The sequence below is a fragment of the Paeniglutamicibacter terrestris genome, from assembly GCF_012271785.1.
GTDB lineage: Bacteria > Actinomycetota > Actinomycetes > Actinomycetales > Micrococcaceae > Paeniglutamicibacter > Paeniglutamicibacter terrestris.
The window spans coordinates 35,064-58,903 of record NZ_JAAWVT010000006.1; the positions used below are offsets into that span (position 1 = coordinate 35,064).

General features: G+C 60.3%; 24 protein-coding genes, 1 tRNA gene and 2 riboswitches. Of the genes, 16 read left to right on the plus strand and 9 right to left on the minus strand.

Annotation, left to right across the window (positions count from 1 at the left end):
- Nucleotides 1–218: 218 nt before the first annotated feature.
- Nucleotides 219–1,736 carry a succinyl-CoA:acetate CoA-transferase ScpC gene (gene scpC, locus HED64_RS12750; RefSeq protein WP_168152377.1) on the plus strand — a complete coding sequence of 506 codons (1,518 nt, stop codon included), beginning with the start codon at nt 219–221 and terminating at the stop codon, nt 1,734–1,736.
- Nucleotides 1,737–1,808: 72 nt separating this feature from the next.
- Here the strand turns inward: scpC and HED64_RS12755 are convergent, their stop codons facing one another.
- Nucleotides 1,809–2,393: a GNAT family N-acetyltransferase gene (locus HED64_RS12755; protein WP_168152378.1), complete on the minus strand. Its 585-nt coding sequence runs from the start codon at nt 2,391–2,393 to the stop codon at nt 1,809–1,811.
- Nucleotides 2,394–2,882: 489 nt separating this feature from the next.
- Here HED64_RS12755 and HED64_RS12760 point away from each other — a divergent pair.
- Nucleotides 2,883–2,959 (plus strand) — tRNA-Val (locus HED64_RS12760).
- 70 nt (nt 2,960–3,029) lie between these two features.
- Here HED64_RS12760 and HED64_RS12765 read toward each other — a convergent pair.
- Nucleotides 3,030–4,088, minus strand: a complete 1,059-nt coding sequence (locus HED64_RS12765; protein WP_168152380.1) for an LLM class flavin-dependent oxidoreductase — start codon at nt 4,086–4,088, stop codon at nt 3,030–3,032.
- Between the two features lie 199 nt (nt 4,089–4,287).
- Here HED64_RS12765 and HED64_RS12770 point away from each other — a divergent pair, with 199 nt between their 5' ends.
- Complete coding sequence (locus tag HED64_RS12770) at nt 4,288–6,015, plus strand: threonine/serine exporter family protein (RefSeq protein ID WP_342590723.1); 1,728 nt, start codon at nt 4,288–4,290, stop codon at nt 6,013–6,015.
- Here the strand turns inward: HED64_RS12770 and HED64_RS12775 are convergent.
- The gene (locus HED64_RS12775; RefSeq protein WP_168152382.1) at nt 6,012–6,785 is read right to left on the minus strand and encodes a uracil-DNA glycosylase; all 774 of its coding nucleotides are present in this window, start codon (nt 6,783–6,785) and stop codon (nt 6,012–6,014) included. The genes HED64_RS12770 and HED64_RS12775 overlap by 4 nt on opposite strands.
- 135 nt (nt 6,786–6,920) lie before the next feature.
- On the opposite strand from HED64_RS12775, the gene HED64_RS12780 reads away from it, so the two are divergent.
- The 4 genes from HED64_RS12780 to HED64_RS12795 all read left to right on the plus strand — a co-directional run bounded on the left by HED64_RS12780 (nt 6,921) and on the right by HED64_RS12795 (nt 10,853).
- Complete coding sequence (locus HED64_RS12780) at nt 6,921–7,217, plus strand: DUF3263 domain-containing protein (RefSeq protein WP_168152383.1); 297 nt, start codon at nt 6,921–6,923, stop codon at nt 7,215–7,217.
- 94 nt (nt 7,218–7,311) lie between these two features.
- Nucleotides 7,312–8,010, plus strand: coding sequence for a LytR C-terminal domain-containing protein (locus HED64_RS12785; protein ID WP_168152385.1), 699 nt, complete (start codon nt 7,312–7,314; stop codon nt 8,008–8,010).
- 280 nt (nt 8,011–8,290) lie between these two features.
- Entirely contained in the window at nt 8,291–9,928 is a 1,638-nt protein-coding gene (gene groL / locus HED64_RS12790) for a chaperonin GroEL (RefSeq protein WP_132362414.1), read from the plus strand.
- Nucleotides 9,929–10,094: 166 nt separating this feature from the next.
- Nucleotides 10,095–10,853 carry a phosphotransferase gene (locus HED64_RS12795; protein ID WP_168152386.1) on the plus strand — a complete coding sequence of 253 codons (759 nt, stop codon included), beginning with the start codon at nt 10,095–10,097 and terminating at the stop codon, nt 10,851–10,853.
- Between the two features lie 27 nt (nt 10,854–10,880).
- Here the strand turns inward: HED64_RS12795 and HED64_RS12800 are convergent, their stop codons facing one another.
- The 5 genes from HED64_RS12800 to HED64_RS12820 all read right to left on the minus strand — a co-directional run bounded on the left by HED64_RS12800 (nt 10,881) and on the right by HED64_RS12820 (nt 14,885).
- Nucleotides 10,881–11,777: a DUF4031 domain-containing protein gene (locus HED64_RS12800; RefSeq protein ID WP_168152387.1), complete on the minus strand. Its 897-nt coding sequence runs from the start codon at nt 11,775–11,777 to the stop codon at nt 10,881–10,883.
- Between the two features lie 59 nt (nt 11,778–11,836).
- Nucleotides 11,837–12,127: a WXG100 family type VII secretion target gene (locus HED64_RS12805; RefSeq protein WP_132362409.1), complete on the minus strand. Its 291-nt coding sequence runs from the start codon at nt 12,125–12,127 to the stop codon at nt 11,837–11,839.
- A gap of 175 nt (nt 12,128–12,302) precedes the next feature.
- The gene (locus HED64_RS12810) at nt 12,303–13,808 is read right to left on the minus strand and encodes a sensor histidine kinase (protein ID WP_168152388.1); all 1,506 of its coding nucleotides are present in this window, start codon (nt 13,806–13,808) and stop codon (nt 12,303–12,305) included.
- 21 nt (nt 13,809–13,829) lie between these two features.
- Nucleotides 13,830–14,540: a response regulator transcription factor gene (locus HED64_RS12815; RefSeq protein ID WP_168152390.1), complete on the minus strand. Its 711-nt coding sequence runs from the start codon at nt 14,538–14,540 to the stop codon at nt 13,830–13,832.
- 114 nt (nt 14,541–14,654) lie between these two features.
- Nucleotides 14,655–14,885: a hypothetical protein gene (locus HED64_RS12820; protein ID WP_168152391.1), complete on the minus strand. Its 231-nt coding sequence runs from the start codon at nt 14,883–14,885 to the stop codon at nt 14,655–14,657.
- Between the two features lie 250 nt (nt 14,886–15,135).
- On the opposite strand from HED64_RS12820, the gene HED64_RS12825 reads away from it, so the two are divergent.
- Together HED64_RS12825 and HED64_RS12830 are read left to right on the plus strand one after the other, a co-directional pair.
- Complete coding sequence (locus HED64_RS12825; protein WP_132362403.1) at nt 15,136–15,519, plus strand: cold-shock protein; 384 nt, start codon at nt 15,136–15,138, stop codon at nt 15,517–15,519.
- Between the two features lie 4 nt (nt 15,520–15,523).
- Nucleotides 15,524–16,027, plus strand: a complete 504-nt coding sequence (locus HED64_RS12830) for a DUF3027 domain-containing protein (protein ID WP_168152393.1) — start codon at nt 15,524–15,526, stop codon at nt 16,025–16,027.
- Between the two features lie 190 nt (nt 16,028–16,217).
- Here the strand turns inward: HED64_RS12830 and serC are convergent, their stop codons facing one another.
- Nucleotides 16,218–17,339 (minus strand): phosphoserine transaminase, encoded by a 1,122-nt coding sequence (serC, locus tag HED64_RS12835; RefSeq protein WP_168152394.1) that lies wholly within the window; start codon nt 17,337–17,339, stop codon nt 16,218–16,220.
- 203 nt (nt 17,340–17,542) lie between these two features.
- Here serC and HED64_RS12840 point away from each other — a divergent pair, with 203 nt between their 5' ends.
- The 7 genes from HED64_RS12840 (at nt 17,543) to HED64_RS12870 (ending at nt 23,820) form a co-directional block, all read left to right on the plus strand.
- The gene (locus tag HED64_RS12840; RefSeq protein ID WP_168152395.1) at nt 17,543–18,262 is read left to right on the plus strand and encodes an iron-dependent transcriptional repressor DtxR; all 720 of its coding nucleotides are present in this window, start codon (nt 17,543–17,545) and stop codon (nt 18,260–18,262) included.
- 57 nt (nt 18,263–18,319) lie between these two features.
- A riboswitch (cyclic di-AMP (ydaO/yuaA leader) is annotated at nt 18,320–18,503 on the plus strand.
- A 3-nt stretch (nt 18,504–18,506) separates the two neighbouring features.
- Complete coding sequence (locus HED64_RS12845) at nt 18,507–19,514, plus strand: M23 family metallopeptidase (protein ID WP_245325981.1); 1,008 nt, start codon at nt 18,507–18,509, stop codon at nt 19,512–19,514.
- 119 nt (nt 19,515–19,633) lie between these two features.
- Nucleotides 19,634–19,795, plus strand: a riboswitch (cyclic di-AMP (ydaO/yuaA leader).
- Between the two features lie 5 nt (nt 19,796–19,800).
- Entirely contained in the window at nt 19,801–20,730 is a 930-nt protein-coding gene (locus HED64_RS12850; RefSeq protein WP_168152399.1) for an NlpC/P60 family protein, read from the plus strand.
- Nucleotides 20,731–21,158: 428 nt separating this feature from the next.
- On the plus strand, nt 21,159–21,656 hold the full coding sequence (locus HED64_RS12855) for an HNH endonuclease (RefSeq protein WP_168152400.1): 498 nt from the start codon (nt 21,159–21,161) through the stop codon (nt 21,654–21,656).
- Nucleotides 21,653–22,321, plus strand: a complete 669-nt coding sequence (gene mobA / locus HED64_RS12860; RefSeq protein ID WP_168152401.1) for a molybdenum cofactor guanylyltransferase — start codon at nt 21,653–21,655, stop codon at nt 22,319–22,321. The genes HED64_RS12855 and mobA overlap by 4 nt, the downstream gene beginning before the upstream one ends.
- A gap of 15 nt (nt 22,322–22,336) precedes the next feature.
- Nucleotides 22,337–22,615 (plus strand): DUF6457 domain-containing protein, encoded by a 279-nt coding sequence (locus HED64_RS12865; RefSeq protein ID WP_168152403.1) that lies wholly within the window; start codon nt 22,337–22,339, stop codon nt 22,613–22,615.
- Nucleotides 22,616–22,620: 5 nt separating this feature from the next.
- A complete protein-coding gene (locus HED64_RS12870) occupies nt 22,621–23,820 on the plus strand; it encodes a molybdopterin molybdotransferase MoeA (protein WP_168152404.1) in 1,200 nt (399 codons plus the stop codon).
- The last annotated feature ends 20 nt before the right edge of the window (nt 23,821–23,840 follow it).

Here is a 23,840-nt window from a genome sequence, read left to right on the forward strand (position 1 = left end):
ATATTCAGCTCAGCACCGCGCTCTGGAGCATCGGATTTGCATCTCATTGCCGGGCGGTTCCCTGCCAGTCACCGCAAATGCGGGTCTCTTTAGCGAACACTCGGGCGGTTCTTCATGCTGAAACCACCAAGTGGCGAAAATGTGACGCGATCAGGGACTAAAGTGGCGCGGATGACACCCTAAGCAATTCGTGTCGCAAATCTCTAGGAAGGGCCGCTGTGCACGATCGGATCAAATACTCCCAATTTCTCGACCTCCGAATGTCGGCGGAACAGGCCGCGGCCTTGATTAAGCCGGGTATGACGGTAGCGATGAGTGGCTTCACCGGCGCCGGCTATCCGAAGGCCGTCCCCGGCGCACTCGCAGCACTGATGGAGAAGGAACAGGCCTCCGGCAATCCCTTCAAAATCAACGTGCTCACCGGCGCCTCCACCGCACCGGAGCTTGATGGTGTGCTGGCCAAAGCCGGCGGTATGAATCTGCGCCTGCCCTACATGTCCGACCCGGAATTGCGACGCCGCATCAACGACGGCGAGATGGAATACATGGATATTCATCTCTCCCACGTGGCACAGCATGCCTGGTTCGGTTTCTACGGAAACATCGATCTGGCCATCATTGAAATCGTTGGTGTCACCGAGGACGGCCAGCTGATCCCATCCTCCTCCGTCGGGAACAACAAGACCTGGTTGGAGATGGCCGACAAGGTCATCCTCGAGGTCAATACCGAGCAGTCCGCCGCGATGGAGGGCATGCACGATGTCTACTACGGCACTGCCCTTCCCCCACACCGCAAGCCCATCGAGCTGACCACCGTTGACCAGCGCATCGGCGAGCCCTACCTGCGTGTGGATCCCGCCAAGATCGTCGGTATTGTCGAGACGCATGCGCCGGACCGGCTGAGCCCCTTTGCCCCGGTTGATGAGACCAGCACGCAGATTGCCGATCACCTCTTGGACTTCCTGGATCACGAGATCCGCGCGGGCCGTTTGACCGACAAACTCCTGCCTTTGCAGTCTGGCGTGGGAAATATTGCCAATGCTGTGCTCGCGGGTCTTGCCCGCGGCGGATACAAGGGCCTGCAGGCCTACACCGAGGTAATCCAGGACGGCATGCTGTCACTGCTGAAAGACGGAACCCTCGAGTTTGCCTCCGCAACCTCCTTCTCCCTTTCGGCCGCGGGCATCGACGAGTTCAACGCCCACGTTGACTTCTACCGCGAACACATCCTGCTGCGCACCCAGGAAATCTCCAACCATCCGGAGCTAGTCCGCCGGCTAGGGTGCATCGCCCTGAACGGCATGATCGAGGCAGATATCTATGGCAACGTGAACTCCACCAACGTGGTGGGATCACACGTCATGAATGGCATCGGTGGGTCGGGCGACTTCGCCCGCAACGGATACCTCTCGGTCTTCATGTCCCCGTCGGTTGCCAAGGGCGGCAAGATCTCCGGGATCGTGCCGATGGCCAGCCACGTGGACCACACCGAACACGACACCATGATCTTGATTACCGAACAGGGCCTGGCGGATTTGCGTGGTCTCTCACCCAAGCAGCGCGCCCAGGTTGTCATCGACAAATGCTCGGCTCCTGAGTACCGCCCGATGCTGCAGGACTACTTCGACCGCGCTAAGGTCAGTAGCTACGGCAAACACACACCGCACCTGCTGGGCGAGGCCCTGTCGTGGCACCAGCGCTATATCGATTCTGGTGACATGCGTCCGAGCGTCTAGAGCTGACGTTCGAGCATTGTCTAGAGCCCGTTGTGCACACCCTTCGAGGGCGGGCACAACGGGCCTTGTTTCTTAAGCTGTCACCGAGCTGTCTTGGTCTGGTCCCAGGGCCAGCGGCCGAACGTGGTTCAACTGTTGGGGCAGCACGGTGTTCGGCTGCGCCGGGACCAGCGGGGCTAGGCCCATGCCGGTGCGGTACCACGAGGACTCGGTGGACACCCAGATGGTCATGGGCATTGAAGTGAAATAACCGGTGTACTCGCGTTCGATGGCCCACCGGGCCGAACGCTCGTAGTAGCTCCAGGATGCGGCGTTGCGGTTATCAATCACCGTGATCGGCGTGCCACCCATCGACAGTGCATATGTCAGGCGAGTCTCGGCCATGTACTGGCGGATGCCCAGCCGGCGGTAGGCCGGGTGCACAAACATGCCACCGAGCTCCATGGGTCGTGGCACCTCGGACGGTGCCGTCACCGAGGTGTGCACGATTCCCAGGCCCACGCGGGTGCCTTCATGCATCGCTGTGACCACAAACTGAGCATGGTCCATGCGGTCGTGCCAGCGGGCATCGGGGTTCAGCGCAAGCGCGGAGAGGGCATCGCGTTCGATGCCCGTGGGCGCGGCGTAAGACAGGGAGTACTCAATGTTTGGAAGCACTGGGAGCGGTCCTCTAAATGTAAAAGAGAGCGAACAAAAGAAGTGGTTCCCGGAATTACGCCGGGCCGGTTCTTTGGCCGGTAGGGGACCGCTGACCGGTGGTTCCCGGCAGCTTCCTTGTAGGGCCCAGTTTGGGCGTCGAGGAAATCGACAAGGAAATTATTACCCGACGAATGCCATGTTGTAAACACCGCCGATGCGCCCTCGTTTGGCTCCTCAAATTTCGCTCGCGAATTGACTATGAAAAGTGCCCCAAATTTCGCGGAACCACGCGGGTTCAGGCCCCAATCGTGATACCTGAGATACTCAAGTTTTGCCAAGAATTCACTGGCCAGTTTCGTCTGTGCGATGGGGCCGAATCGAGTTTCGGACCGAGCGCAAATCGCGCCGGCGGTTCTCCACGCGCGAGCAAGAAAGTTTGTTGTCGATTTGGTGTGTGTAGTGATGCTCGGCTAATCTTGCTAGGTACTCCTTAGGGAGCGACAAATCGGTTCTTTAGCTCAGTTGGTTAGAGCGCTCGCCTCACACGCGAGAGGTCAGCAGTTCGAGTCTGCTAAGAACCACCAATGACAAAAGAGCCCCAGATTTTTCTGGGGCTCTTTTGTCGTCCCGGGGTCGGTGGACCCAGGGGCGGGACTATTTGGCGTCGAGTAACTCTTGGACTAACGGCTTGACCTTGGTGCCCAGGAGCTCGATGCTGCGCAGCATGGTTTCGTGGGGCAAAGAACCTGCCGAGTACTTGATATCGATCCGTGAGAGATCGAGTCCGGTGGCGAACTTCGCCATTTTGCGCGCCACGGTTTCGGGGCTTCCTGCTAGCAGTGACCCGTCGGGTCCGGCCGAGGCCTCAAAGCGCATGCGGCTCGCTGGCGGCCATCCGCGCTCGGCGCCCAATCGGTCCATGGTGACTTTGTAGTGAGGCCACAGGAGGTCCAGTGCCTCCTGGTCGGTGTCGGCGACGAGTCCATGGAAGTGTGCGCCGATGCGCTGGGGCTCGTGGCCGAATTCCTCAAGTGAGCGCTTGTAGAGCCGCGTTAGCGGTTCAAAGGCCATGGGCGCTCCTCCGATGATGGCCAGGAACAGGGGAAGTCCGTGCTTTGCTGCGCGGACTACCGACTCTGGGCTACCGCCCACACCGACCCATGCGTCCAGTTTGCCGTTTTCGATCGGCGGGTAAACCGCTTGGTTGCGCAGTGCAGATCGAGTTTTACCTGACCAGCTGACTGGTTCGCCCTTGCGTAGCTTGGCAAAGAGGGCCAGCTTTTCCTCGAAGAGCAGCTCATAGTCGGACAATTCGTAGCCGAAGAGCGGGAAGGACTCCACGAAGGAGCCGCGACCCAGAATGGCCTCGGCGCGACCATTGGACAGTCCGTCCACGGTGGCAAAGCGCTCATACACGCGGACCGGATCATCCGAGCTGAGGACCGTTACTGCTGTGCCAAGTCTGATCGTTTCGGTGACCGCGGCGATGGCTCCCAACACGACCTCGGGAGCGGAGATCGCGTAGTCGTCACGGTGGTGCTCGCCGACTGCAAAGAAGTCGAGCCCTGCGGCTTCGGCGGCTCTGGCTTCGGCAACGACGTTGCGCAATACCTGGGCCGGGTGGAGGGGTTGTCCATTAGCGTCGTGGGTGACGTCGCCGAATGTTTCGACGCCGATCTCGATTTGTTGAGATTTAGTGGTGGGCTCGCTCATAATTTCCTGTGTCTCTCCCTACAAATTTTATATGCGTTTGCATTCATATGACTCCAACGGCGAGGATTCGCCGGTTATTCCCGGGCTTCGTTTAGCCTCCCGTAGACCTCGGGGAAGAATACGCGTTCGGAGCATCGAACCGAAGGCAGATCGTGCGGCGGTATGGTGGTCTCAGGAAGCGCAAATGACAGGAGAAAGCGTGTCTTCAGGTACGGGCCCGGACAACACCACACCGGAGCCCTCGGGCGAGGATCCTCATCCGCAGGTTTCGAGTATGCGCCGGGTACAGACGCGGGAAATGATCAATATCGCTGAGGCCTTAAAGGCTGCTGCTGCCCACGCGAGCACCGCCCCTAAAGTACCTCCGGCGCCGTCATCGCCGGTGCAGCTGGCGAACACCTCTCCGCTCAAGCGAAAGGCACCCCGGGGTAGCAATACGCCACGTCCAACCTCCGCGGCTCAGGTTGCGATCAATGCCAAGACCGGACAGGTCGGCGTCAGCGCCACCGGTGCCATCGCCTTGCCACCGAGAGCAAACCCCGCCGCACGCCGGATGATTGCGCGGTTCCTGTCATCCGATACGCCTCCCACCCAGGCATTTAACATTGTTGAGCGGCTCAAGGGCACACCCTATGCAAACCCGAAGATTAACGCCCAGGACGCGTCGGCGCGCAAGACCCTCAATTTTGCCTTGGACCTAGCCGAGACGATGTTCCGATACGGAGCGGGTGCTCTCGAGGTGGAGACCAGCGTCATCGCGGTGACCGCGGCACTCGGGCTCAGCCACACGGACGTCGATATCACTAACCAGTCCATCCATCTGAACTTCGCTCCGCCCGAGGGAGAGTCGTACTCCATGTTGCGCGTGGTGCGTTCCTGGACCAACAACTTCGCCGGTCTAGCTCATGTGCACCGTCTGGTCTCCGATATTGTCTCTGGAGGCGTGACCCGTCAGCAGTCTGTGGACCGGCTGCGAGAAATTTCTCGACGACCGAAACCTTTCCCGCGATGGATAGTTGGCGGTGCCTCCGGCACCTTTGCCGCGCTTTTTGTACTCTTCATCGGTGGATCGATATTGGGTGCTGCCCTAGCATTTCTCTCATCATTGGTCGTGGGACAGATCATTAAGTATTCCGCGCGGTGGCGCGTGCCGGAGTTCTTCTCGATCGCCACAGCTAGCTTCTTCATCACCGCGGTAGCGATGCTCTTCCATGCGTTGAACGCACCCATTGACCCGTCGCTGGTGGTTGCCGGCGGCATTTTGCTGCTGTTGCCCTCGTCTCGCTTCGTTTCGGCGCTGCAGGACGCCATCAATGGGTTTCCCGTCACCGCGGCCGGACGCTTCTTCTCCGCGGCGTTGAGTTATGCCTCGATCTTGACCGGAATTATGACGGCGTTGGTCGGAGGGGCGTTGCTCGGGGCCCCACAACTTGATGTTCGGGTTATCGACAAGATCGTTTACCCGGGTTGGTTATTGGCGGCCCTTGTGGTTGTTGCCGTCATCATGGGAGCCATCACCGAGCAGTCGGATACCAAGTTGCTGCTGCCCACCGGTGCCATCGCGCTGCTGGGCTATCTGATCCTGCTGGGCATTGAAGCACTCGGTGTGGGAGATCGTGCCGCGCCCGCGGTGGCTGCGACATTCATCGGACTGGCTGGACGCTGGGTTGCCTACAAGATGAAGGCCCCTCAACTGGTGCTCGCCGCCCCCGCCATTGTGTTCCTGTTGCCCGGATTGATGATCTTCCGTTCCATGTATGGAATTGTCTTCGACGTAGCTGACATGTCCGGTGCCATGGTGGATATGTTCACCGCCTTCACCATCATGATGGCGATCGCCGGTGGCGTCATCTTCGGCGATACGCTTGCTCGTCCACTGATCGGTGCCGAGGCGCTGGCTCAGCGTCGCTACATTCGACGCCGCTAGTTCCTCGGCGGGATCACCGGAATGCTCCAGTCGATCGGCGCTGCACCCTGGGCGACGAGCAGGGTGTTGGCCCGACTGAAGGGCTTGGAGCCGAAGAATCCGCGTCGCGCCGAGAGGGGAGAGGGGTGCACCGATTCGATCGTCGGGATCCCTTCCAAGGCCGGAGCCAGAGACTGGGCATCATTGCCCCACAGAATTGCCACCAGTGGGCCACCGCGGGCGGCAAGGGCAGCCATGGCGGTATCGGTGATGACCTCCCAGCCCAGCTTCCGGTGCGAACCCGCGGAGCCCGCGGCCACGGTCAATACCCGGTTCAACAGCACCACTCCCTGCTTCGCCCAGGCCGAAAGGTCTCCGTGCACCGGCACCGGCGCCCCCGTGTCTTCGTGCAACTCGGTATAGATGTTCTTGAGGCTGCGCGGGATCGGACGGAGTGCCGGGAGAGTGGCAAAGCTCAACCCCATCGAATGCCCGGGCGTGGGGTAGGGGTCCTGGCCCACGATCAGCACCCGAGCCTCGGCCAACGGTCTGACAAAGGCCCGCAGTATGTTTCCTGGTGCTGGAAGGATCTGCTCGCCGCTGGCCCGTCGTGTTTCTAGCTCCCCAGCCAGCGCGATGAGCTCACCCTCCACGGGCGCCAGAGCTTCCGCCCAATCGGCTGCCATATGCCCACTCGCAACCGCTTCGCCAAGCCCACTGGCAAAGGGGTACGGATCGATGGCCGAGGTATCCGTGGGAAGGTCAAAAAGCGGCATTTCGTGGGGGTCCATGTCATACATTGTGGATCGAAAACTCTCATGATGGGCAATTACCGCGGCGCTGGGGCACGTTAGAATAATTACAGTTGGGGCAGATTGCCCGGCAGTTCTCCATCGTGCGAGAACTGGATTGTTGAGGGACGTGCGATGTCTAGCGAGGCACTTGGGGTCGAATTTGAGCCCGATGAATCCAGCGATCTGGACGAGCGTTCCCAGCGGATTCTCGCGCTAGAGCGCCGGTGGTGGAAATACGCCGGAGCCAAGGAACAAGCCATTTCGGAAATGTTTTCTATCTCCCCGACAAACTACTATCAGCTGCTTAATACACTCATCGACACGGACGCGGCATTGGCTCATGACCCCATGCTGGTCAAGCGATTGCGTAGACTCAGATCGACGAGGCATCGCGCTCGGTCGGAGAAACGGCTCGGAACCGAGGCGTGAAAGCAACGCATCTGGGGTGCTTCGGTGCCCGGACACGTTGGTTTTCCAACCCAGGCGCCTGCCCACATTGCAAGAGACATCACCGAGGACGGGCATGACCAACTATCCGCGCGATGAATTCGATCGCGTCCCAGAGTTCAACAACCGTAGCGGTTCGCACCGCGAAAACGGTTGGGCAGCTGCCGCCAGCGTGGGCGGAGCTCGCTCCGGCCTGAGCTGGCTGATGACTTTCGGCGTGATTGCACTTGTAGTGGGACTGCTATCGTTCACCGTCCTCCCCAAGTTTGTTGCTACCTCCAAAGATCCGGCGCCGGTTGCCGCGAGCAGTAGCTCCAGCGACGCGACGGCTACCGAAGCAACCTCCTCCACCGAGCCATCGCCCAGCAACGAGTCAATTGAGCCGAGCGAGTCTGTCGACCCGAGCGAGTCTGTTGACCCGAGCGAGCCGGGCGAAGAACCCTCGTCCGAGCCTTCCTCGAGCGAATCCGAGAGCGCAAGTCCAAGCGACCTGCCCGCGGATGTCGACGCCACCCTAGCCATGGGCGTCTACAACGGATCCGAAACCGGTGGTCTGGCAGGAATTGCTCGCGCCCAGCTGCAAAGCGCCGGCTTCGTAAACGCCTTCGCCGATAACTGGACCAAAAAGGTCACCTACTCGACCGTCTACTACCGTGTCGAGTCCCAGAAGGCCACTGCCGAAGCAGCAGCTCAGGAACTGGGCATCACCTCGGTCATGCAGAGTGCCAACATCCCGGGAAATATTGCCATCGTCCTGGGAAGCACTTACAGCTAAGTCGCGGTAGGCGGAACTACGCTCTCGGCAAAGACCCACAGCTTGCACTCCGAGTGGTTGAGTGCCAAGATTTGTATTAGCACTCACACGTCCCGACTGCTAATACGTTCGAATTATCGAGCGGAAATACGCGGTTCCGGGACGGAGTTCGAGTGAGTCCTTGACCAGGGCAGCGAGAAGATTTTGCGATCGTCCCATGACATCGTGGATTCTTCGTCCGTCGCGGGCGTTGCCTCAGGTCGTAGATACGCATGAACGTCCCGAAAGGACATAAGCCACTATGGCCAAAATGATTGCATTTGACGAGGAAGCACGCCGCGGCCTTGAGCGCGGCCTGAACATCCTGGCCGACGCCGTCAAGGTTACCCTTGGCCCGCGTGGACGCAACGTCGTCTTGGAAAAGAAGTGGGGCGCACCCACAATCACCAACGACGGTGTCTCCATTGCTAAGGAGATCGAGCTCGACGATCCGTACGAGAAGATCGGCGCGGAACTCGTCAAGGAAGTTGCCAAGAAGACTGACGACGTCGCAGGCGACGGCACCACCACCGCCACCGTTCTGGCTCAGGCACTGGTCAAGGAAGGCCTGCGCAACGTTGCTGCCGGCGCTGACCCGCTGTCCCTGAAGCGCGGCATCGAAAAGGCCGTTGAGGCCGTTACCGTCGAGCTGCTGGCTTCCGCCAAGGAAATCGAAACCAAGGAACAGATCGCTGCTACCGCATCGATCTCCGCTGGTGATAACGAAATCGGCGCCTTGATCGCCGAAGCACTGGACAAGGTCGGCAAGGAAGGTGTCATCACCGTTGAGGAGTCGAACACCTTCGGCCTCGAGCTTGAGCTCACCGAGGGTATGCGCTTCGACAAGGGCTACATCTCGGCCTACTTCGTCACCGACAACGAACGTCAGGAAACGGTCCTTGAGGATCCGTACATCCTGATCGTCAACTCGAAGATCACCAATGTCAAGGACATGGTTTCGATCCTTGAGAAGGTCATGCAGTCCAACAAGCCGCTGCTGATCATCGCCGAGGACATCGAGGGCGAAGCCCTTGCTACCTTGATCGTGAACAAGATCCGTGGTCTGTTCAAGTCCGTCGCCGTCAAGGCTCCGGGCTTCGGTGACCGTCGTAAGGCCATGCTGGCCGACATCGCCATCCTCACCGGTGGCCAGGTCATCTCCGAGGAAATCGGCCTGAAGCTCGAAAACGCCACCATCGACCTGCTGGGCTCTGCTCGCAAGGTTGTTGTCACCAAGGACGAGACCACCATCGTCGAGGGTGCGGGCGACGCCGAGGAGATCGCCGGTCGCGTGAACCAGATTCGCGCCGAAATCGAGAACACGGATTCGGATTACGACCGCGAGAAGCTGCAGGAACGTCTGGCCAAGCTGGCCGGTGGCGTTGCAGTCATCAAGGCTGGTGCCGCAACCGAGGTTGAGCTCAAGGAACGCAAGCACCGCATCGAAGATGCCGTGCGTAACGCCAAGGCTGCTGTTGAAGAAGGCATTGTCGCCGGTGGCGGTGTTGCCCTCATCCAGGCTGGCGCTGCTGCGTTCGCCAAGCTGCAGCTCACGGGCGACGAGGCAACCGGTGCGAACATCGTTCGCGTTGCCATCGAAGCTCCGCTGAAGCAGATCGCCTTCAACGCCGGCATGGAGCCGGGCGTTGTCGCCGATAAGGTCAAGGGCTTGCCTGCAGGCCACGGCCTGAACGCAGCCACCGGCGTCTACGAGGACCTCCTCGCCGCCGGCGTGAACGATCCGGTAAAGGTCACCCGCTCTGCCCTGCAGAACGCCGCGTCCATTGCTGGTCTGTTCCTGACCACCGAAGCCGTTGTTGCTGATAAGCCGGCTCCGGCCGGCGCAGCAGCACCGGGTGGCGACGACATGGGTGGCATGGGTGGCATGGGCGGATTCTAATCCCCCCGTTGCCACACCACGCCTACGTGCGTTAGCAGTACCTAGCTAAGACCGAAAGCCGCTTTCCAGCGGTGTACCGAATACCCCGGGAGGGGAGCTTCGGTGCATCTGCCCCGGACGGCGGCTTTCGGCTTTAACGCGACTGACTTCGGTTTACTATGGGCCCATGGCCACTATTGAAGAGCCGCTCTCCGGCGGCAATGCCACAGCCGAGGTGGTGCGCGTGGACTCAACCGTTCGCAAGCCCTGGCACACCAGCACCCCATCGGTACACCGGTTCATGGCGCACCTACGGGAACAGGGGCTACACGATGTCCCCGAGCCGCTTGGCCGCGATGCGCAGGGGCGACAGGTCGCGGAGTTTATTTCGGGTCTCTGTGTCCCCTTAGATCAGCCCCTGTCGGATACTGTCCTGCGCGACGTCGGTGGGATCATTCGACAAATTCACGACGCTTCGGCTTCTTTCACACTCGTGGAGGAGGATTCTTGGAACACCGTGATTCCTGCTGAGCATGCAGATTTGATCTGTCACAACGATCTGGCTCCGTGGAACCTGATCGATGGACGGCGCATGGTCTTCATCGATTGGGACGGAGCCGGACCGAGCACCCGGTTATGGGACCTAGCCTATGCCGCGCAGTCGTTTGCCTTCCTCGTGGACGGCCAAGAACCGAAAGCTGCAGCAGCCCGGCTTCGCGCCGTCGTTATTGACGGTTATCACGCCGATCACCCACTGCTCGTCGGACTGCCGGCGGCCATGGTGGCAAGAACTCAAGCCATGTACGACCTACTGGCAGATTCTTATCAAGAAGGAATCCAACCGTGGGGCCGTATGTTCGTCGAAGGGCACGGGGCGCACTGGGCAAAAGCCGCGAGATTCGTCAAAGAGCATGAAACACTTTGGGCCCAGTGCCTAAATCCTTAGCACCTACTCTGCTGTCGGCATCAGGTCCTAGCTGCCCAGGGAAACCAAATCATTGAGCTCTGCTTCAAGATTGGCTCGAGCGGGTCCCTCCCACAAGCTGCGCGCCCGTTCACTTGAATACAGCGACCCGCCCTCCATGAGCCCACGCAGAATCAGCGTGCGTCCTCGGGCAAAATCTGCGTCTGGCACATGTGCGTACTCACGCCGCACCGCTTCGGTGTAACGCTTGTAGGCGGCCGCGGGGCGAGCGAGCACTTCCAGATCCGCGTCACAGAGGAGTGCGCCGCTGGTATCTCCCGGCGTGGGCTTGTGCGTGCGAGTCAAGAGGACCAGCCGAACTACCTCATCAACGACCTGGGGAGCGATCCCGAGTTCGCCGAGGCGAGTGGCCGCCAGCGCTGCTGATTCTTCCTCGTCCATTGGCGTCCCGCGATACACCGCATCGTGGAACCATGCCGCCAAACGCAGCGCGAGGAGATCGACTCCATGATCTGTCGTATCGCTCAGTGTGTCCAGCGCCTTGAGAACGGCCAGCAAATGTGCTCGGTCATGGTACTGACGCTGCTCTTGACTCCAGCAATCCAAAAGCTCAGTTCCCAGTGCCGGAGCATTCAGACCCAACGCCTCCCAGCGGGATGACAACACCGCATCCAACCGCTCGGGGCGTTCCTTGGACCGTACCCGTAGCCCCGAGGCGATGAGCCGGCGGACTAACTCGGTCGCGGGAACCGAGATGGCGCCGGCGGCCACTAATTGCGCGTGCAGTCGCAGTGGAACATCGTAGTGGTCGCGGTCGAAGGCGCGCTCGGGGAGGTCATGGGCCCGGGCAAAATCGTGCAATTCATCGATCGACAGGTCGGAGACCAGATGCGAGAAGAGCGTTCCGTGGGCCGGCCATGCCGGGGGATCAATGAGGATGGACACGTTCTCAGACTAATACGCGTCAGCTCTCCCCGGCACGGACCGTGCCACGTGGAGCAGCCTCAGTAGGTGAACAGTGACGCGTTGGCGGCCTCCGCCTCGTCGTATTGCACCGAGGCGCGGTTCAATGCGGTACCGATGGAGGTTAGCGACTCCTCGACACGAGCCTGGGTGTTGCGCCAGTCGACCACCACCGATTGGAAATTCGTCGAGGCGGCGCCCTGCCACGTGCCCTGCAGATCTTGCAGTGAGGAGGTCAGTGAATTAACCTCCGCCCGCACACGCTCGATGGTGGCTTGCAGGTTCATGGATCGGGCCTGCATTTCGTTGGTATTAGCAGCAAAAGTGCTCATGATCGGTTTGGCTCCCAACTGTTGGCGTTTGGCACCGTGGCGGGGAAAAACTTCTGGCCGCGGCGGGAGGCAGCCCAAGACTAGCCGGACGTGCCTTCGTGCCTAGGCTAAAGCCGACACCCCGCCGCGAACCCAAGGTACGCAACGGGGTGTGGAAAAGCTCTGAAGGTCAATCTCAGTCGATCTCGAGACTGTTGTCCTCCGGCTCGTCTTCTGGTTTGACCCAGGGCAGGTGGATGGACATGGTCGCCCCACCACCGGCTGTTTCGCTCAGGCGGATCGAACCGTCGTGCTGCGCGGCAATGGCGGCAACGATGGCCAGACCAAGTCCGGTGCCACCGGTTTCGCGCTGCCGCGAGGAATCGGCACGGTAGAAGCGCTCAAAGATCCTTCCTGCGTCCTCCTCGGAGATACCTGGTCCATGATCGCGAATTTCTAATACTGCATCCGAACGTCCGTCGATCACCGGCTTAACGCCCACGGCGATCTCGATGTCGGTGCCTTCCGGGGTATACCGCAGGGCGTTGGTCATCAGGTTCGCTACCACCTGGCGCAGCCTTGCTTCATCTCCGCTGGTCGGCGCAGGCTGTGGTGCCCCGCCGTCCAGGCCCACCAATCGCACCTTGCGGTCGGTGGCGTTGACCCGGGTGTCCTCGGCTGCGTCGCTGGCCAGGAGCAGGAGATCAACTGGCTTTCGGTCCAATGGGCGCTGCTCATCCAGCCGTGCCAGGGTCAGTAGATCCTCGACCAGTTGACCCATGCGCTTGGATTCGGCCTCGATACGTCCCATCGCGGTGCGCAGCATCTCCGGGTCGGCAAGACCGCCCTGACGGTAGAACTCGGAGTAGCCCTGGATAGTCACCAGTGGGGTGCGCAGCTCGTGGGAGGCGTCCTGGATAAAGCGGCGCATCTTGCGTTCGGAAGCGGCTCTGCCACGGAAAGCATGTTCGATGTGGGCCAGCATGGCATTGAGCGATCGGGAGAGTCGCCCCACCTCAGTTTCGGGCGGATAGTCCTCCACACGTCGGGACAGGTCACCGGCGGCAATGGCGGCCGCGGTGCGCTCAACGCGCAGCAACGGCAGTAATGCGCGGGTGGTGATCCCGTAGGCGATCATCGACATCAACAAGGTGGCCAGCATGCCGGTGGACATCACCAGCATGGCCGCCTTGGTCACGGTGTCCTGTACCGCGCCCATCGGCAGGGCATAAACCAGGTCGTAGTCGGTGCGTGGTAGATCCACGATACGCACCCGCCACCCGCCCGAATTTTCCGTACTTCCGTTCACCGAGATTGAGGCAGTAGTATCTTCGCGCAGGTGCGTTATGTCGGTGGCATCTAGCTGGGGAATGTCGGTGGCGTCGCTGGTAGTGGCCGTGGTGTGCGGCATCGTGTAGAGAATGCTGCCAGACTCGTCACGCAGGTCCCCATAAAAACGGGCCAGCCCATTGGATTTGGGATTGATGGAGGAGATGCCCGCGTAATCGTTGAGCATGGTGGCGGTGATGGTTGCTGAGTTGGACTTCAGGTCCGTGTCTAATTGGGCGGTGAGCATCAGTCGTAGTGACTGAGCCGAGCCGAGGGCCGTGACCCCGATGCCCGCAATCATCAGGGCGCTCATCAGGGCCACCAGCTTGGTCCGCAACGAGACTTGTCGCCAGAATCTGCGGGCGCTTTCCACGTGGGAGAACCGGCCTTTCGTTTAGCGGCGGTCAGCCGTGCGCATGAGGTAACCGACACCGCGCTTGGTTTGGATCAGGGATGGCCACTCCGGGCGCGCATCGATCTTGCGGCGAAGATACGAAATGTAGGATTCCACGATCGAGGCGTCACCATTGAAATCGTATTCCCACACGTGGTCAAGGATCTGGGCCTTGGAGAGAACCCTGTTGGGGTTCATCATCAGGTAGCGCAGCAGCTTGAATTCGGTGGGGGAGAGATCAATAACTTCACCCGAGCGGCGGACTTCATGCGCGTCGTCATCCAGCTCTAAGTCATCAACGCGGATGATCGCACTGTCTTCCTCGGCTGGCTGTGTGCGGCGTAGCACCGCGCGGATGCGGGCAACCACCTCGTCGAGGCTGAAGGGCTTGGTGACGTAGTCGTCCCCGCCCACCGTAAGACCGGTGACCTTGTCCTCGGTGTCATCACGTGCGGTGAGGAAGAGTACGGGGAAATGCTTGCCCGCTGCACGGAGCCGGCGGGTGATGGTGAAGCCATCCATGTCCGGGAGCATCACGTCGAGCACGGCGAGGTCAGGGGTGTCTGCCTCTACCGCGGCAAGGGCCTCGCGGCCGTTGGCTGCAGCAACAACCTCAAAACCTGCGAAGCGCAGGGAGGTGGAAAGCAATTCACGGATGTTTGGTTCGTCGTCGACGACCAGGAGCTTTGCTTCGGGAGTTTTGGCATTCATGGATACCAGTCTGCAACCGCTAACTGTATGAATCCTGTGAGTTACTTGAGAGGCCAAGGTCTCCTGGCCCTAAGGTTTCCTCCAACTTCACCCGAACTTGCCGTGCAAGGACGTCTAGTTGGAGCCCCGGCGCTGGCGGAAGTTCAGCACCAGTATCACCATGAGCAGGATGAAGGCGATCGGTAAACCATAGAGCGACACGGCGAGCAGGGCCGGAGTGGGGCTAACGTGCATCACGTATTGGATCAGGATGATGACCAAGGTGGCCAAGGAAATGGTGGCGATGGCGCCGGCCAAAAGCGTGAGTATGCGTTGGGCTGGGGGCGTGGTGGCGGGGGTGTTCACAAGTTAAAACTACCGCGCCGGTGAGTGTGGCCCCTAAATGCTTGTGACATCTGGCCATGGAGAAGGTAAAAGCCGCTGATGTCGTACCCTAGAAGATATAAGACTTCCCCGGACGCATGAGCCCGCCCACAAGCCCCAGAAGGGGTCGGAATGCATGGTTTCGCGCCGGGAGATCATAAGAATTGGGATCGCGGAACAAACTTTGAATCCGTCGGTACCCATTGAGATGCAAGAACCGAGGTAGTTAGACGTGCCAACCGGCAAAGTGAAATGGTACGAGCCCTCAAAAGGGTTCGGGTTCCTGGTAACCGACGAGGGCCAGGAAGTGTATTTGAACGCGTCAGCGTTGCCCGCGGGAGTGACCGAGCTGCGCGCCGGTACACGCATGGAATTCGGCATTGCCGAAGGACGCAAGGGTGCCCAGGCGCTAAGCGTACGCATTCTGGATGCTGCGCCCTCCCTGGCACGCGCCAAGCGCAAGCCGGCAGAGGACACGGCCATATTGATCGAGGACCTCATCAAGGTGCTTGACTCGGTCTCCAATGGGCTGCGTAGCGGCCGTTACCCCGAAAAGGCGCAGGGTGCCAAGATGGCGGCAGTCCTGCGCGCCGTAGCCGACGATTTGGACGCCTGATCACATGGCACGCAAACCACTACTTGATACGACCCTAGCCAAGGCAGTAGACCAAGCTCGCGCTGCACTATTGGAAATTACCGACGAGTCCACGATCGGTGAGCATCTTGATTCGCTCAACGATGGCGAACGACTGGTGACCCACCTCTTTGATGCACTCCAGCCCGGCTACGAAGGTTGGTGCTGGTTCTCAACGGTGACCCGTGTTGCTCGCGCTCAGGCCAAGGACATCACCGTATGTGAGGTGGGCATCCTTCCTGGCAAGGGAGCACTCCTGGCTCCGGCTTGGGTTCCCTGGGCCGAACGCGTGCGTCCGGAAGAAATTGACGCTGAGCGTCGTGCCGCCGAGGAAGCAGCTGCCATCGCCGAAGGCACCGTGTTGAGTGAGGCCGAAGACGTCGACTCAAGCCAGCTCGCAGCCCGCCAGAACGACGCCGAGGAATCGATTGTTGACGAAGCGGCCTCGGGTGAAGAGCTCAGTGAGCAGGATGAGGACAACTCCAAATAGGAGATTAGTCAACCGGGAGATTTTTCACCCAGTTTAGGAGAGGGAGTGGCCAGCGATCGGTGATCGCTGGCCACTCCCTCTGCTGTTGGTACCACGGCGTGAACCGCCAATACAGAAAAGGGGGCGTTGCCCGGGGACACGGAAATGATTCTGTGTCCCCGGGCAACGCCCCCGGATCGTAGCTCAGTGATTAGCTGTTTTTCAGCACGTATTCGATGCACTTGAGCAGGGCAGATACGTCGTCGGGCTCGATGGCGACGAAGGTGGCGACACGCAGTTGGTTGCGACCGAGCTTGCGGTACGGCTCGACATCAACCACACCGTTGGCGCGCAAGGTCTTGGCCACCGCTGCCGCATCGATGGAATCATCGAAGTCGATCGTGGCGATGACGTTGGAGCGATCTTCGGCTGCAACGACATACGGGGTGGCCACCTCGGAGGCTTCTGCCCAGTCGTAGATGCGCGAGGCGGAGTCCGCGGTGCGAGCTGCTGCGAATGCCAATCCACCGTTGGTGTTGAGCCACTGCACCTGAGCGTTAAGCGACACCAGGGTGGAGAGCGCCGGGGTGTTGTAGGTCTGGTTCAGGCGCGAGTTATCGATCGCCGTCTTCAGGTTCAGGAAGTCCGGGATCCAGCGGTCGGAGGCTGCGATTTCCTCGGCGCGGGCAATCGCGGCGGGGGAGAAGAGAGCAATCCACAAACCGCCATCGGACGCGAAGTTCTTCTGTGGCGCGAAGTAGTAGACATCGGCCTGCGAGACATCAACATCCAAACCGCCTGCGGCGGAGGTGGCGTCAATGAGGACCAACGAACCTTCGTCTGCGCCTTCAACACGGTGCACGGGAGCCGCAACCCCTGTGGAGGTCTCGTTTTGGGGCCAGGCGTATACGTCGACGCCGGCTTCGGCAACGGGAGTCGGGCGGGTGCCGGGCTTGGAAACGATGATGGAAGACGGTGCCAGGAACGGTGCCTTGTTGGTGGCGGCGGCGAATTTTGAACCGAATTCGCCGAATGAGAGGTGCTGAGCCTTGTTGCGGACCAAGCCGAAGGATGCGATGTCCCAGAATGCGGTGGAACCGCCCACGCCGAGAACCACTTCATAGTCGGCTGGAGCGTTGAAGAAGGTCTTCAGCCCCTCTTGGATGTCGCGAACCAGGTTCTTCACCGGGGCCTGGCGGTGCGAAGTGCCCAAGAGCTTCGTACCGGCATCCAGCAAGGCCTGAACCTGCTCGGGGCGCACCTTCGACGGTCCCGCGCCGAAACGTCCGTCGACGGGCAAGAGTTCTTGGGGAATAGTCACGGCAGTGCTCATGTTGCTCCTCATAAAGGTGTTTTTTGCTTTAACACCCTCGCTGCGCCAATCTCCTCACGCGTGTTGCGGGTGCCAGTACATCAATAATCGCGCACGCTGGCTCCCAATGTGTAATAAGGCGTCCGAAATGTGAACGCGTGACGCGGGTAGAGTGGAAAGCGTAGTGAACTGTTGAAAAATCGACCCATGCGGGAGCTGCACACGTGTCTGACCTGATCGATACCACCGAAATGTATTTGCGCACCATTCTTGAACTCCAAGAAGAGGGCGTTGTTGCCTTGCGCGCACGTATTGCGGAACGGCTTGGACATTCCGGGCCAACGGTCTCGCAAACGGTGGCCAGGATGGAACGCGACGGGCTGGTTATTGTCAGTACCGATCGCCACCTGGAACTCACCGAACAGGGCTCTGCCCTCGCCACCGGCGTCATGCGCAAGCACCGTCTTGCCGAGCGACTACTGGCCGACGTGATCGGGCTTGAATGGGAATTCGTCCACGAGGAAGCCTGCCGCTGGGAGCATGTGATGAGCGAACGCGTTGAGCAGCGACTCTTCGCCTTGCTCGGCCGACCAGATGTCTCCCCGTATGGAAACCCGATTCCGGGACTCGAAGCCCTCGGCGGTCCCGGTTTCGCCGAAATCGCCGTACATGTTCAGAATCTCGATTCCGCACTGTTGGATGGCAATGTAGGACCCGTTCGAGTCGAGCGACTTGCCGAGACCATTCAGGTTGAACCCGAACTGCTCGTACAGCTTGATGAGGGCGGAATTCGCCCTGGTGCCCTAGTCACGCTTGAAAGGGCCGGAGAATACGTGGTGGTCCGCGTTGAAGGGATTGAAGGCGCGTTGGAACTTCCGACCGAAGTTAGCGCCCATGTATTTGTCCGTCGCTTGGATGATAACGGAATTGTAACTTTGGTATAAATCCCGGTAGTGTTGCACCTTGGATTGCACTAGGCAATCTCTCTTGATCCGGTTCGCATAACCCTACCGGCGGATCTGGGAGCATGGATTTCCGGTAGGGGCGGAGGACCCATTCAACCGTTGCATGGCTTTTGGCCATGGATCTTGGGGTGAAGTCGAGTCCGCTTTGGTGGGCACGGCCGAGTTGATCTCATGACTCGAATCCGACAGCTAACTTCGCAGGCGATACATGAGAGGTTGTCATTTGACACAGCAGCACACTTCCGGACGTCGCCGTGCGCCCGGGGCGGTTGATGCTTCACCTGTTGAAGAATCGCTAGACCAGATCGTTGAATCCGCACTCAGCGGCGAAAATTCTTCCCGCTCATCCGGCCGACGCGCATTGAGCGTAGTCCCTGAAGCCGTTGATGCATCGGACGCAGCACAGTACATTGGTCGCCGCTTTAGTGCGGCGCTGCGCTACGGTGCCCTGCCCGACCAGGCGGAGATTGCCGCCTCCGAAATCGCCGTGTTGCCCTCGGCCGTTATTGAGCCGGCGCCGTTGCCTGCGGGCTCAGATGAGATGGACAATGTACTGGCGCTCGCGCCGGTCAAGAAGCATTCTCGCCTTGGTTTCGCGCACAAACTCGCTGCTGTTGCTGCAGTTTCGGGTCTGGCGTTCGCTGCGGCGACCCCCGGTCAGGAAACCGAAGAGCTTGCCGCTGACACCCAGCGCGTGGCCGAGTCCGTTGTCGTTGACGTCAAGGCCCCGGCCAGTGAAGAAGTCTCCATTGTTCGGGCATCGGTGACCAGCAAGTTCACCAAGGAAGACAAGCTGGCGACGGTCATGACCGCAGCCGGTGGGGACGTTACTAAGATTGCTACCTCTGGCGTTCTGGCCCAGCCGGTAGACAGTGTTCGACTGACCTCGCGATTCGGCTACCGCAAGAACCCGACGGCAGCCGGCTACATGAACCACAACGGTCTGGACTACGGAGTTCCGCTAGGCACCCCGGTCAAGGCCGCTGCCGCAGGCGTCGTCGTCCAGTCGGAACTCGCGGGTCACTCCGGTTACCGCGTGGAGATCGACCACGGCAATGGTTTGCACACCAGCTACAACCACAATTCGGTCTTGAAGGTAAAGGTCGGACAAAAAGTTGAGCGTGGCGACGTAGTTTCTTTGAGTGGTAGCACGGGCAACTCAACCGGCCCTCACCTGCACCTTGAGGTCATCGTCAACGGCCAATGGGTCAACCCCGAAGCCTGGTTATAACGGCAATTGTCACCGTTCCGTGATCAGAACGTGACTTTTGGATTCGCTTCATATATTCTAGATACGTGACCAGGGATCAACCCTGTTCACCGCCGCGGGAAGTGCCGAGCACTGCCAGCCCACGGTGTCCGTTCAAAACTCGTTTGGCAGTGGCGGGGGACCCACTTTCGGTTTCCACACAGGAAGCCTTGGGGTTAAGTAGTTCGGTCTAAGAGACCGGATTGCCGAGTGACTCCCACTCGAACCCGACAGCTCACCTCGTAGGCATCAGGAGAGGCAATACCACGTGACTACACGTCAAGCACTAGGCCGCCACCGCGCGACCGCAGTTCGGACCAACCCACTAGAGTCCATTTCGAAGGCAGTCGCCTCGAACGCTGGATCGGTTGGCCGTCAGGCAGCAGTAATTGCAGCCGCATCAGGTCTCGTACTGACCCTCGGTGTTCCGGCAGCTCAGGGAAATGTTTCCCGCGAAGCAACCGCCGTTCCCGTTGAAGGCCTCTCCGCAGAGCGCGTTGCCGTCAAGGCAGTTTCTGTCTCGGCAAAGCAGAGCAAGGATCTGACGATCGAACGCGCAGCGTTCACCTCCAAGCCGGCACCTGCTCCCGTAGTTATCGCCGTGGCCAATGAGGTCACCGCCCAGACTTCCTCCAGCTCGAACTCCACCTCACCGGTGACGCGTTCGAGCTCGAATGCAACCTCAAGCTCGAACTCGACGTCAAACTCGACCTCGAACACGAGCTCACGCTCCACTTCGAGCAGCGATTCGGATGCCTCCGCACCGGTCACCCGCTCGAACCGCGAATCCTCCAGCGAATCATCTTCAGCTGCTGAAGCACCGGCCGCCAAGAGCGATTCGGTCAACACCGCAAACCTTTCCGGTATCGCGGCAACAGCAGTCAAGTACGTTGGCGTTCCCTACGTATGGGGCGGCGGCTCAACGTCGGGTTGGGATTGCTCGGGCTTCGTAGCTTACGTCTACGCCCAGAACGGCATCAACATCTCACGCGGCACCTCTGCCATCCGCGCATCGGGCCAGTTCGTTCGCACCAGCAGCCCCAAGCCGGGCGACCTGGTCTTCCAGAACGGTGGCGGTCACGTTGGCATCTACCTCGGTGGCGGCAAGATGATCGGCGCTCAGAACCCGACCGTCGACACCATCATCCACGATGTATCGCGCAACCCGCTCTACGGTTACTACACCCTCAAGGGCTAATCGAAAACTTCACAAATCCCCGGTTGATCTCATTGGATCAACCGGGGATTTGCGTTTAACCGGAGAATCCTCCGCTCATCGAACTGGAATTCGCGGAGCTCTGCTCGCCCTGAGCAAGAGTTGAAGTACCTCTGGCTACCGGTAGTTCCGTATGCGTTGTACCGAGCGCGCCATGATGCTCTCGAAGGGCCCCCTCCTGAGCAGGTGATCCGAAGCTGGCACTCAGCACAGGAGACGGCCACGATGTACACCAGGGGAAATTTTGGTGGCTTTTTAACCAGATGCCCCAAAATGTGCGCAAAAACCGGCTTTCTTGTTTTAGGCTAGGGCACAGGAGCCAAAGCCGAGTGCCGCGTGCGCCGACGTGAGGGATTTCCGTTGTGAACGGGTCCCTTCGTTGCGCCGGGTCAGGATCTAAGGATGCGCCCATGCGAACCCTAGTACTGAATGCAGGATTTGAACCACTGGCGGTTGTTACTTTTCGCCGGGCGCTGCTCCTTGTCCTCACAGGGAAGGCCACCGTCCTGGCAGATGACGACCGCGACCCCATCATCGGGGTTAATCAGGTCATGCCACGACCTACGGTGATTCTCCTGAACCGCTACATCCGCACACCGTATCGAAACGTCGCCCACGTTTCGCGTCGCGGAGTGCTCCGCCGTGACGGTCACAGCTGCGGCTACTGCGGACGCAGCGCCAACACGATTGACCACATCACCCCGCGTTGCCGTGGGGGAGAGGATTCATGGGAGAATTTAGTGGCAGCCTGCCAGAGCTGCAATAGCGTCAAAGCAGACCGGACGCTTGCGCAACTCGGCTGGAAACTACGGTTCGCCCCCAGCAGACCGCGTGGTGCACAGTGGTTCATCACCGAACTAGAGCGCCCCGCGGAAGCATGGAGTCCCTTCTTACGGAGTGCAGCATGAAATATGATGCGATCATCGTGGCCGGCGGCCGCGGATCACGCTTGGGCGGCGTCAGCAAACCCCTTCTTGAACACCACGGCGAAACGCTACTTGAACATTCGCTCAATGCGGTACGTGATGCCCAAAGCATTGCCGTAGTGGGTGCTCACGCATTGGCCGAAGCGGTCACCCGCTACATGGATTCTGCACCAGATTTCCAGCGCGTGGTCATCACCCGTGAGTACCCCAGCTTTGCTGGACCTGCCGCAGCAGTGGCTGCAGGACGTGCCGCGTTGGATGATGGCCCAGATGACGAGGACGCGCAGCAATTGAATCAGCCCTCGGCACTCACCGTTGTCTTGGCGTCTGACCTCTTAGACCCGGGCCCGGTGGTCCAAGCCCTGCTGAAGGCCACGCTGAATCCAGCCCCGGGCACCGAGGCGTGGGTCCCGCAGGATGCTGCCGGAGTTTTGCAGACGCTTTCCTGCGCAATCCTTACCGATTCTTTGCACCGTGCCATCTCTGTAGCCTCGGAGCCGCGGGGAAGTCTTGAAAATGCATCAATGATGCGTCTGCTTGCTACAGTGCAGATGGAGCGACTGAAGCTTCCCGACGCGGACTTCAGCGACATCGATACGCCCGGGGACGCCGGGCGGCACGGCATAGCGGTGGCCAACGGCCACTGACAAGGAGAACACAGCATGCAGGAAGCCCAGCTTGAACAATGGGTTAGTGAACTCTTGGCCGCCTTTGAACTCACCGATTCCCAGATCGACATCGATCAGGTGCTCTCTCTGGCAGGGGTTGCCGCGCACACCATCGTCAGGCCCGCCGCCCCGCTGACTACCTACCTTGCGGGATACGCGGCAGGAATGGCCGTGGGCAGCGGCAAGGTCAGCGAAAAGCCAGCCATGGATGCGGCCGACGCATTGGTTCGCGCTGTACTTGCGGCTCGCGCCGCCGACGCCGACAACGCCTAGTCTCCATGGAAGAACACGGTTGGGAAGCCGCCCGCGAACGTGCCCATCAGCTCGGCTTAGGCATCGCAGGTACCTCCGAAGTTTTACCCCTGGATCGAGCTGCAGGTCGAATTCTCGCGGTTGACCTGCGCACCAAGTATCCGATGCCGCACTGCGCCACGTCCGCCATGGACGGATACGCGGTAAACGGTACCGGTCCGTGGCTGCTGCTCAAGGCCCACGCCACCAACCCCGGAAGCGGTCGCGAACCAGTACTGGGAGCAGGTGAGGCCAGCGCAGTGGTCACCGGATCCCTGATTCCGGGCAACACCACCGCCATCCTGCGTTCGGAGCACTCCACTCTGGATGGCGGCGTGCTGAGCGCAACTCGCGAGCTTCGCCACGGCGCGGACATTCGGGATGCTGGCAGGGAGGCGAGCACCGGTGAACTTCTGGCTCCTGCCGGCACGCTACTGCGTGCCGGAGTGATCGCAACCGCTGCTGTGGCCGGGCATGATGAGCTGGAGCTGACTTCGCCGCCCGTTGTGCATCTGGTTTTCACCGGGGATGAGGTCATCACCGCCGGGTACCCCGCACCTGGACAAGTCCGCGATGGGTTTTCCCCGGTGCTTCCACATGTCATCACGGCATTGGGCGGAACAACTGGCAGTAGCGTCCGGATCGGAGACACGCTGGAGCAAACCATCGAGGCGATTGACGGTGAGCAGGCTCGTGCCTCATCGCTGATTATCACCACCGGAGGTACCGGATTCTCGGAGCGAGACTTCGTGCGGGCAGCTGTGCGTGAGGTCGGCGGGGTTGAAGTAATTTCCTCTATTGCTATGCGCCCGGGTCACCCCTCGATGCTCGCCACGCTGCCGGGTGGTCGCCTTCTGGTGGCGCTTCCGGGTAACCCTCTGGCCGCCTTGATGGCTGTGGCCACGTTGGTTGACCCCATCCTCCGCGCGGGGTGTGGACGCCCGCTCGCAACGCTACGCAGCGCACAAAGCGCCGTCGAGTTTGAGCTATTACCGGGGCGGCACCGGCTCATCCCGGCACGCTGGGTCCCGGATACCACCGGCACCGGGCCCGACGCACTTGCACCGGCCGAACACATCGGATCGGCGATGCTCCGTGGCTTGGCATCAGCCGACGCCATCATGGTGGTGGGCCCAGAAGGCGCCAAAGCGGGCGAACCCATCAACTACCTTCGGTTACCGTGGTAATGGCAGGGGAACCGCAAAAT

Excerpts from the sequence above, each read along its gene's own strand:
- groL (WP_132362414.1), top strand. The coding sequence starts at position 8,291 with ATGGCCAAAATGATTGCATTTGACGAGGAAGCACGCCGCGGCCTTGAG.
- mobA (WP_168152401.1), top strand. The coding sequence starts at position 21,653 with ATGAAATATGATGCGATCATCGTGGCCGGCGGCCGCGGATCACGCTTG.
- HED64_RS12795 (WP_168152386.1), top strand. The coding sequence starts at position 10,095 with ATGGCCACTATTGAAGAGCCGCTCTCCGGCGGCAATGCCACAGCCGAG.
- HED64_RS12815 (WP_168152390.1), bottom strand. The coding sequence starts at position 14,540 with ATGAATGCCAAAACTCCCGAAGCAAAGCTCCTGGTCGTCGACGACGAA.
- HED64_RS12855 (WP_168152400.1), top strand. The coding sequence starts at position 21,159 with ATGCGAACCCTAGTACTGAATGCAGGATTTGAACCACTGGCGGTTGTT.
- HED64_RS12830 (WP_168152393.1), top strand. The coding sequence starts at position 15,524 with ATGGCACGCAAACCACTACTTGATACGACCCTAGCCAAGGCAGTAGAC.
- serC (WP_168152394.1), bottom strand. The coding sequence starts at position 17,339 with ATGAGCACTGCCGTGACTATTCCCCAAGAACTCTTGCCCGTCGACGGA.
- HED64_RS12805 (WP_132362409.1), bottom strand. The coding sequence starts at position 12,127 with ATGAGCACTTTTGCTGCTAATACCAACGAAATGCAGGCCCGATCCATG.
- HED64_RS12870 (WP_168152404.1), top strand. The coding sequence starts at position 22,621 with ATGGAAGAACACGGTTGGGAAGCCGCCCGCGAACGTGCCCATCAGCTC.
- HED64_RS12780 (WP_168152383.1), top strand. The coding sequence starts at position 6,921 with ATGTCTAGCGAGGCACTTGGGGTCGAATTTGAGCCCGATGAATCCAGC.
- HED64_RS12775 (WP_168152382.1), bottom strand. The coding sequence starts at position 6,785 with ATGGACCCCCACGAAATGCCGCTTTTTGACCTTCCCACGGATACCTCG.
- HED64_RS12865 (WP_168152403.1), top strand. The coding sequence starts at position 22,337 with ATGCAGGAAGCCCAGCTTGAACAATGGGTTAGTGAACTCTTGGCCGCC.
- HED64_RS12765 (WP_168152380.1), bottom strand. The coding sequence starts at position 4,088 with ATGAGCGAGCCCACCACTAAATCTCAACAAATCGAGATCGGCGTCGAA.
- HED64_RS12785 (WP_168152385.1), top strand. The coding sequence starts at position 7,312 with ATGACCAACTATCCGCGCGATGAATTCGATCGCGTCCCAGAGTTCAAC.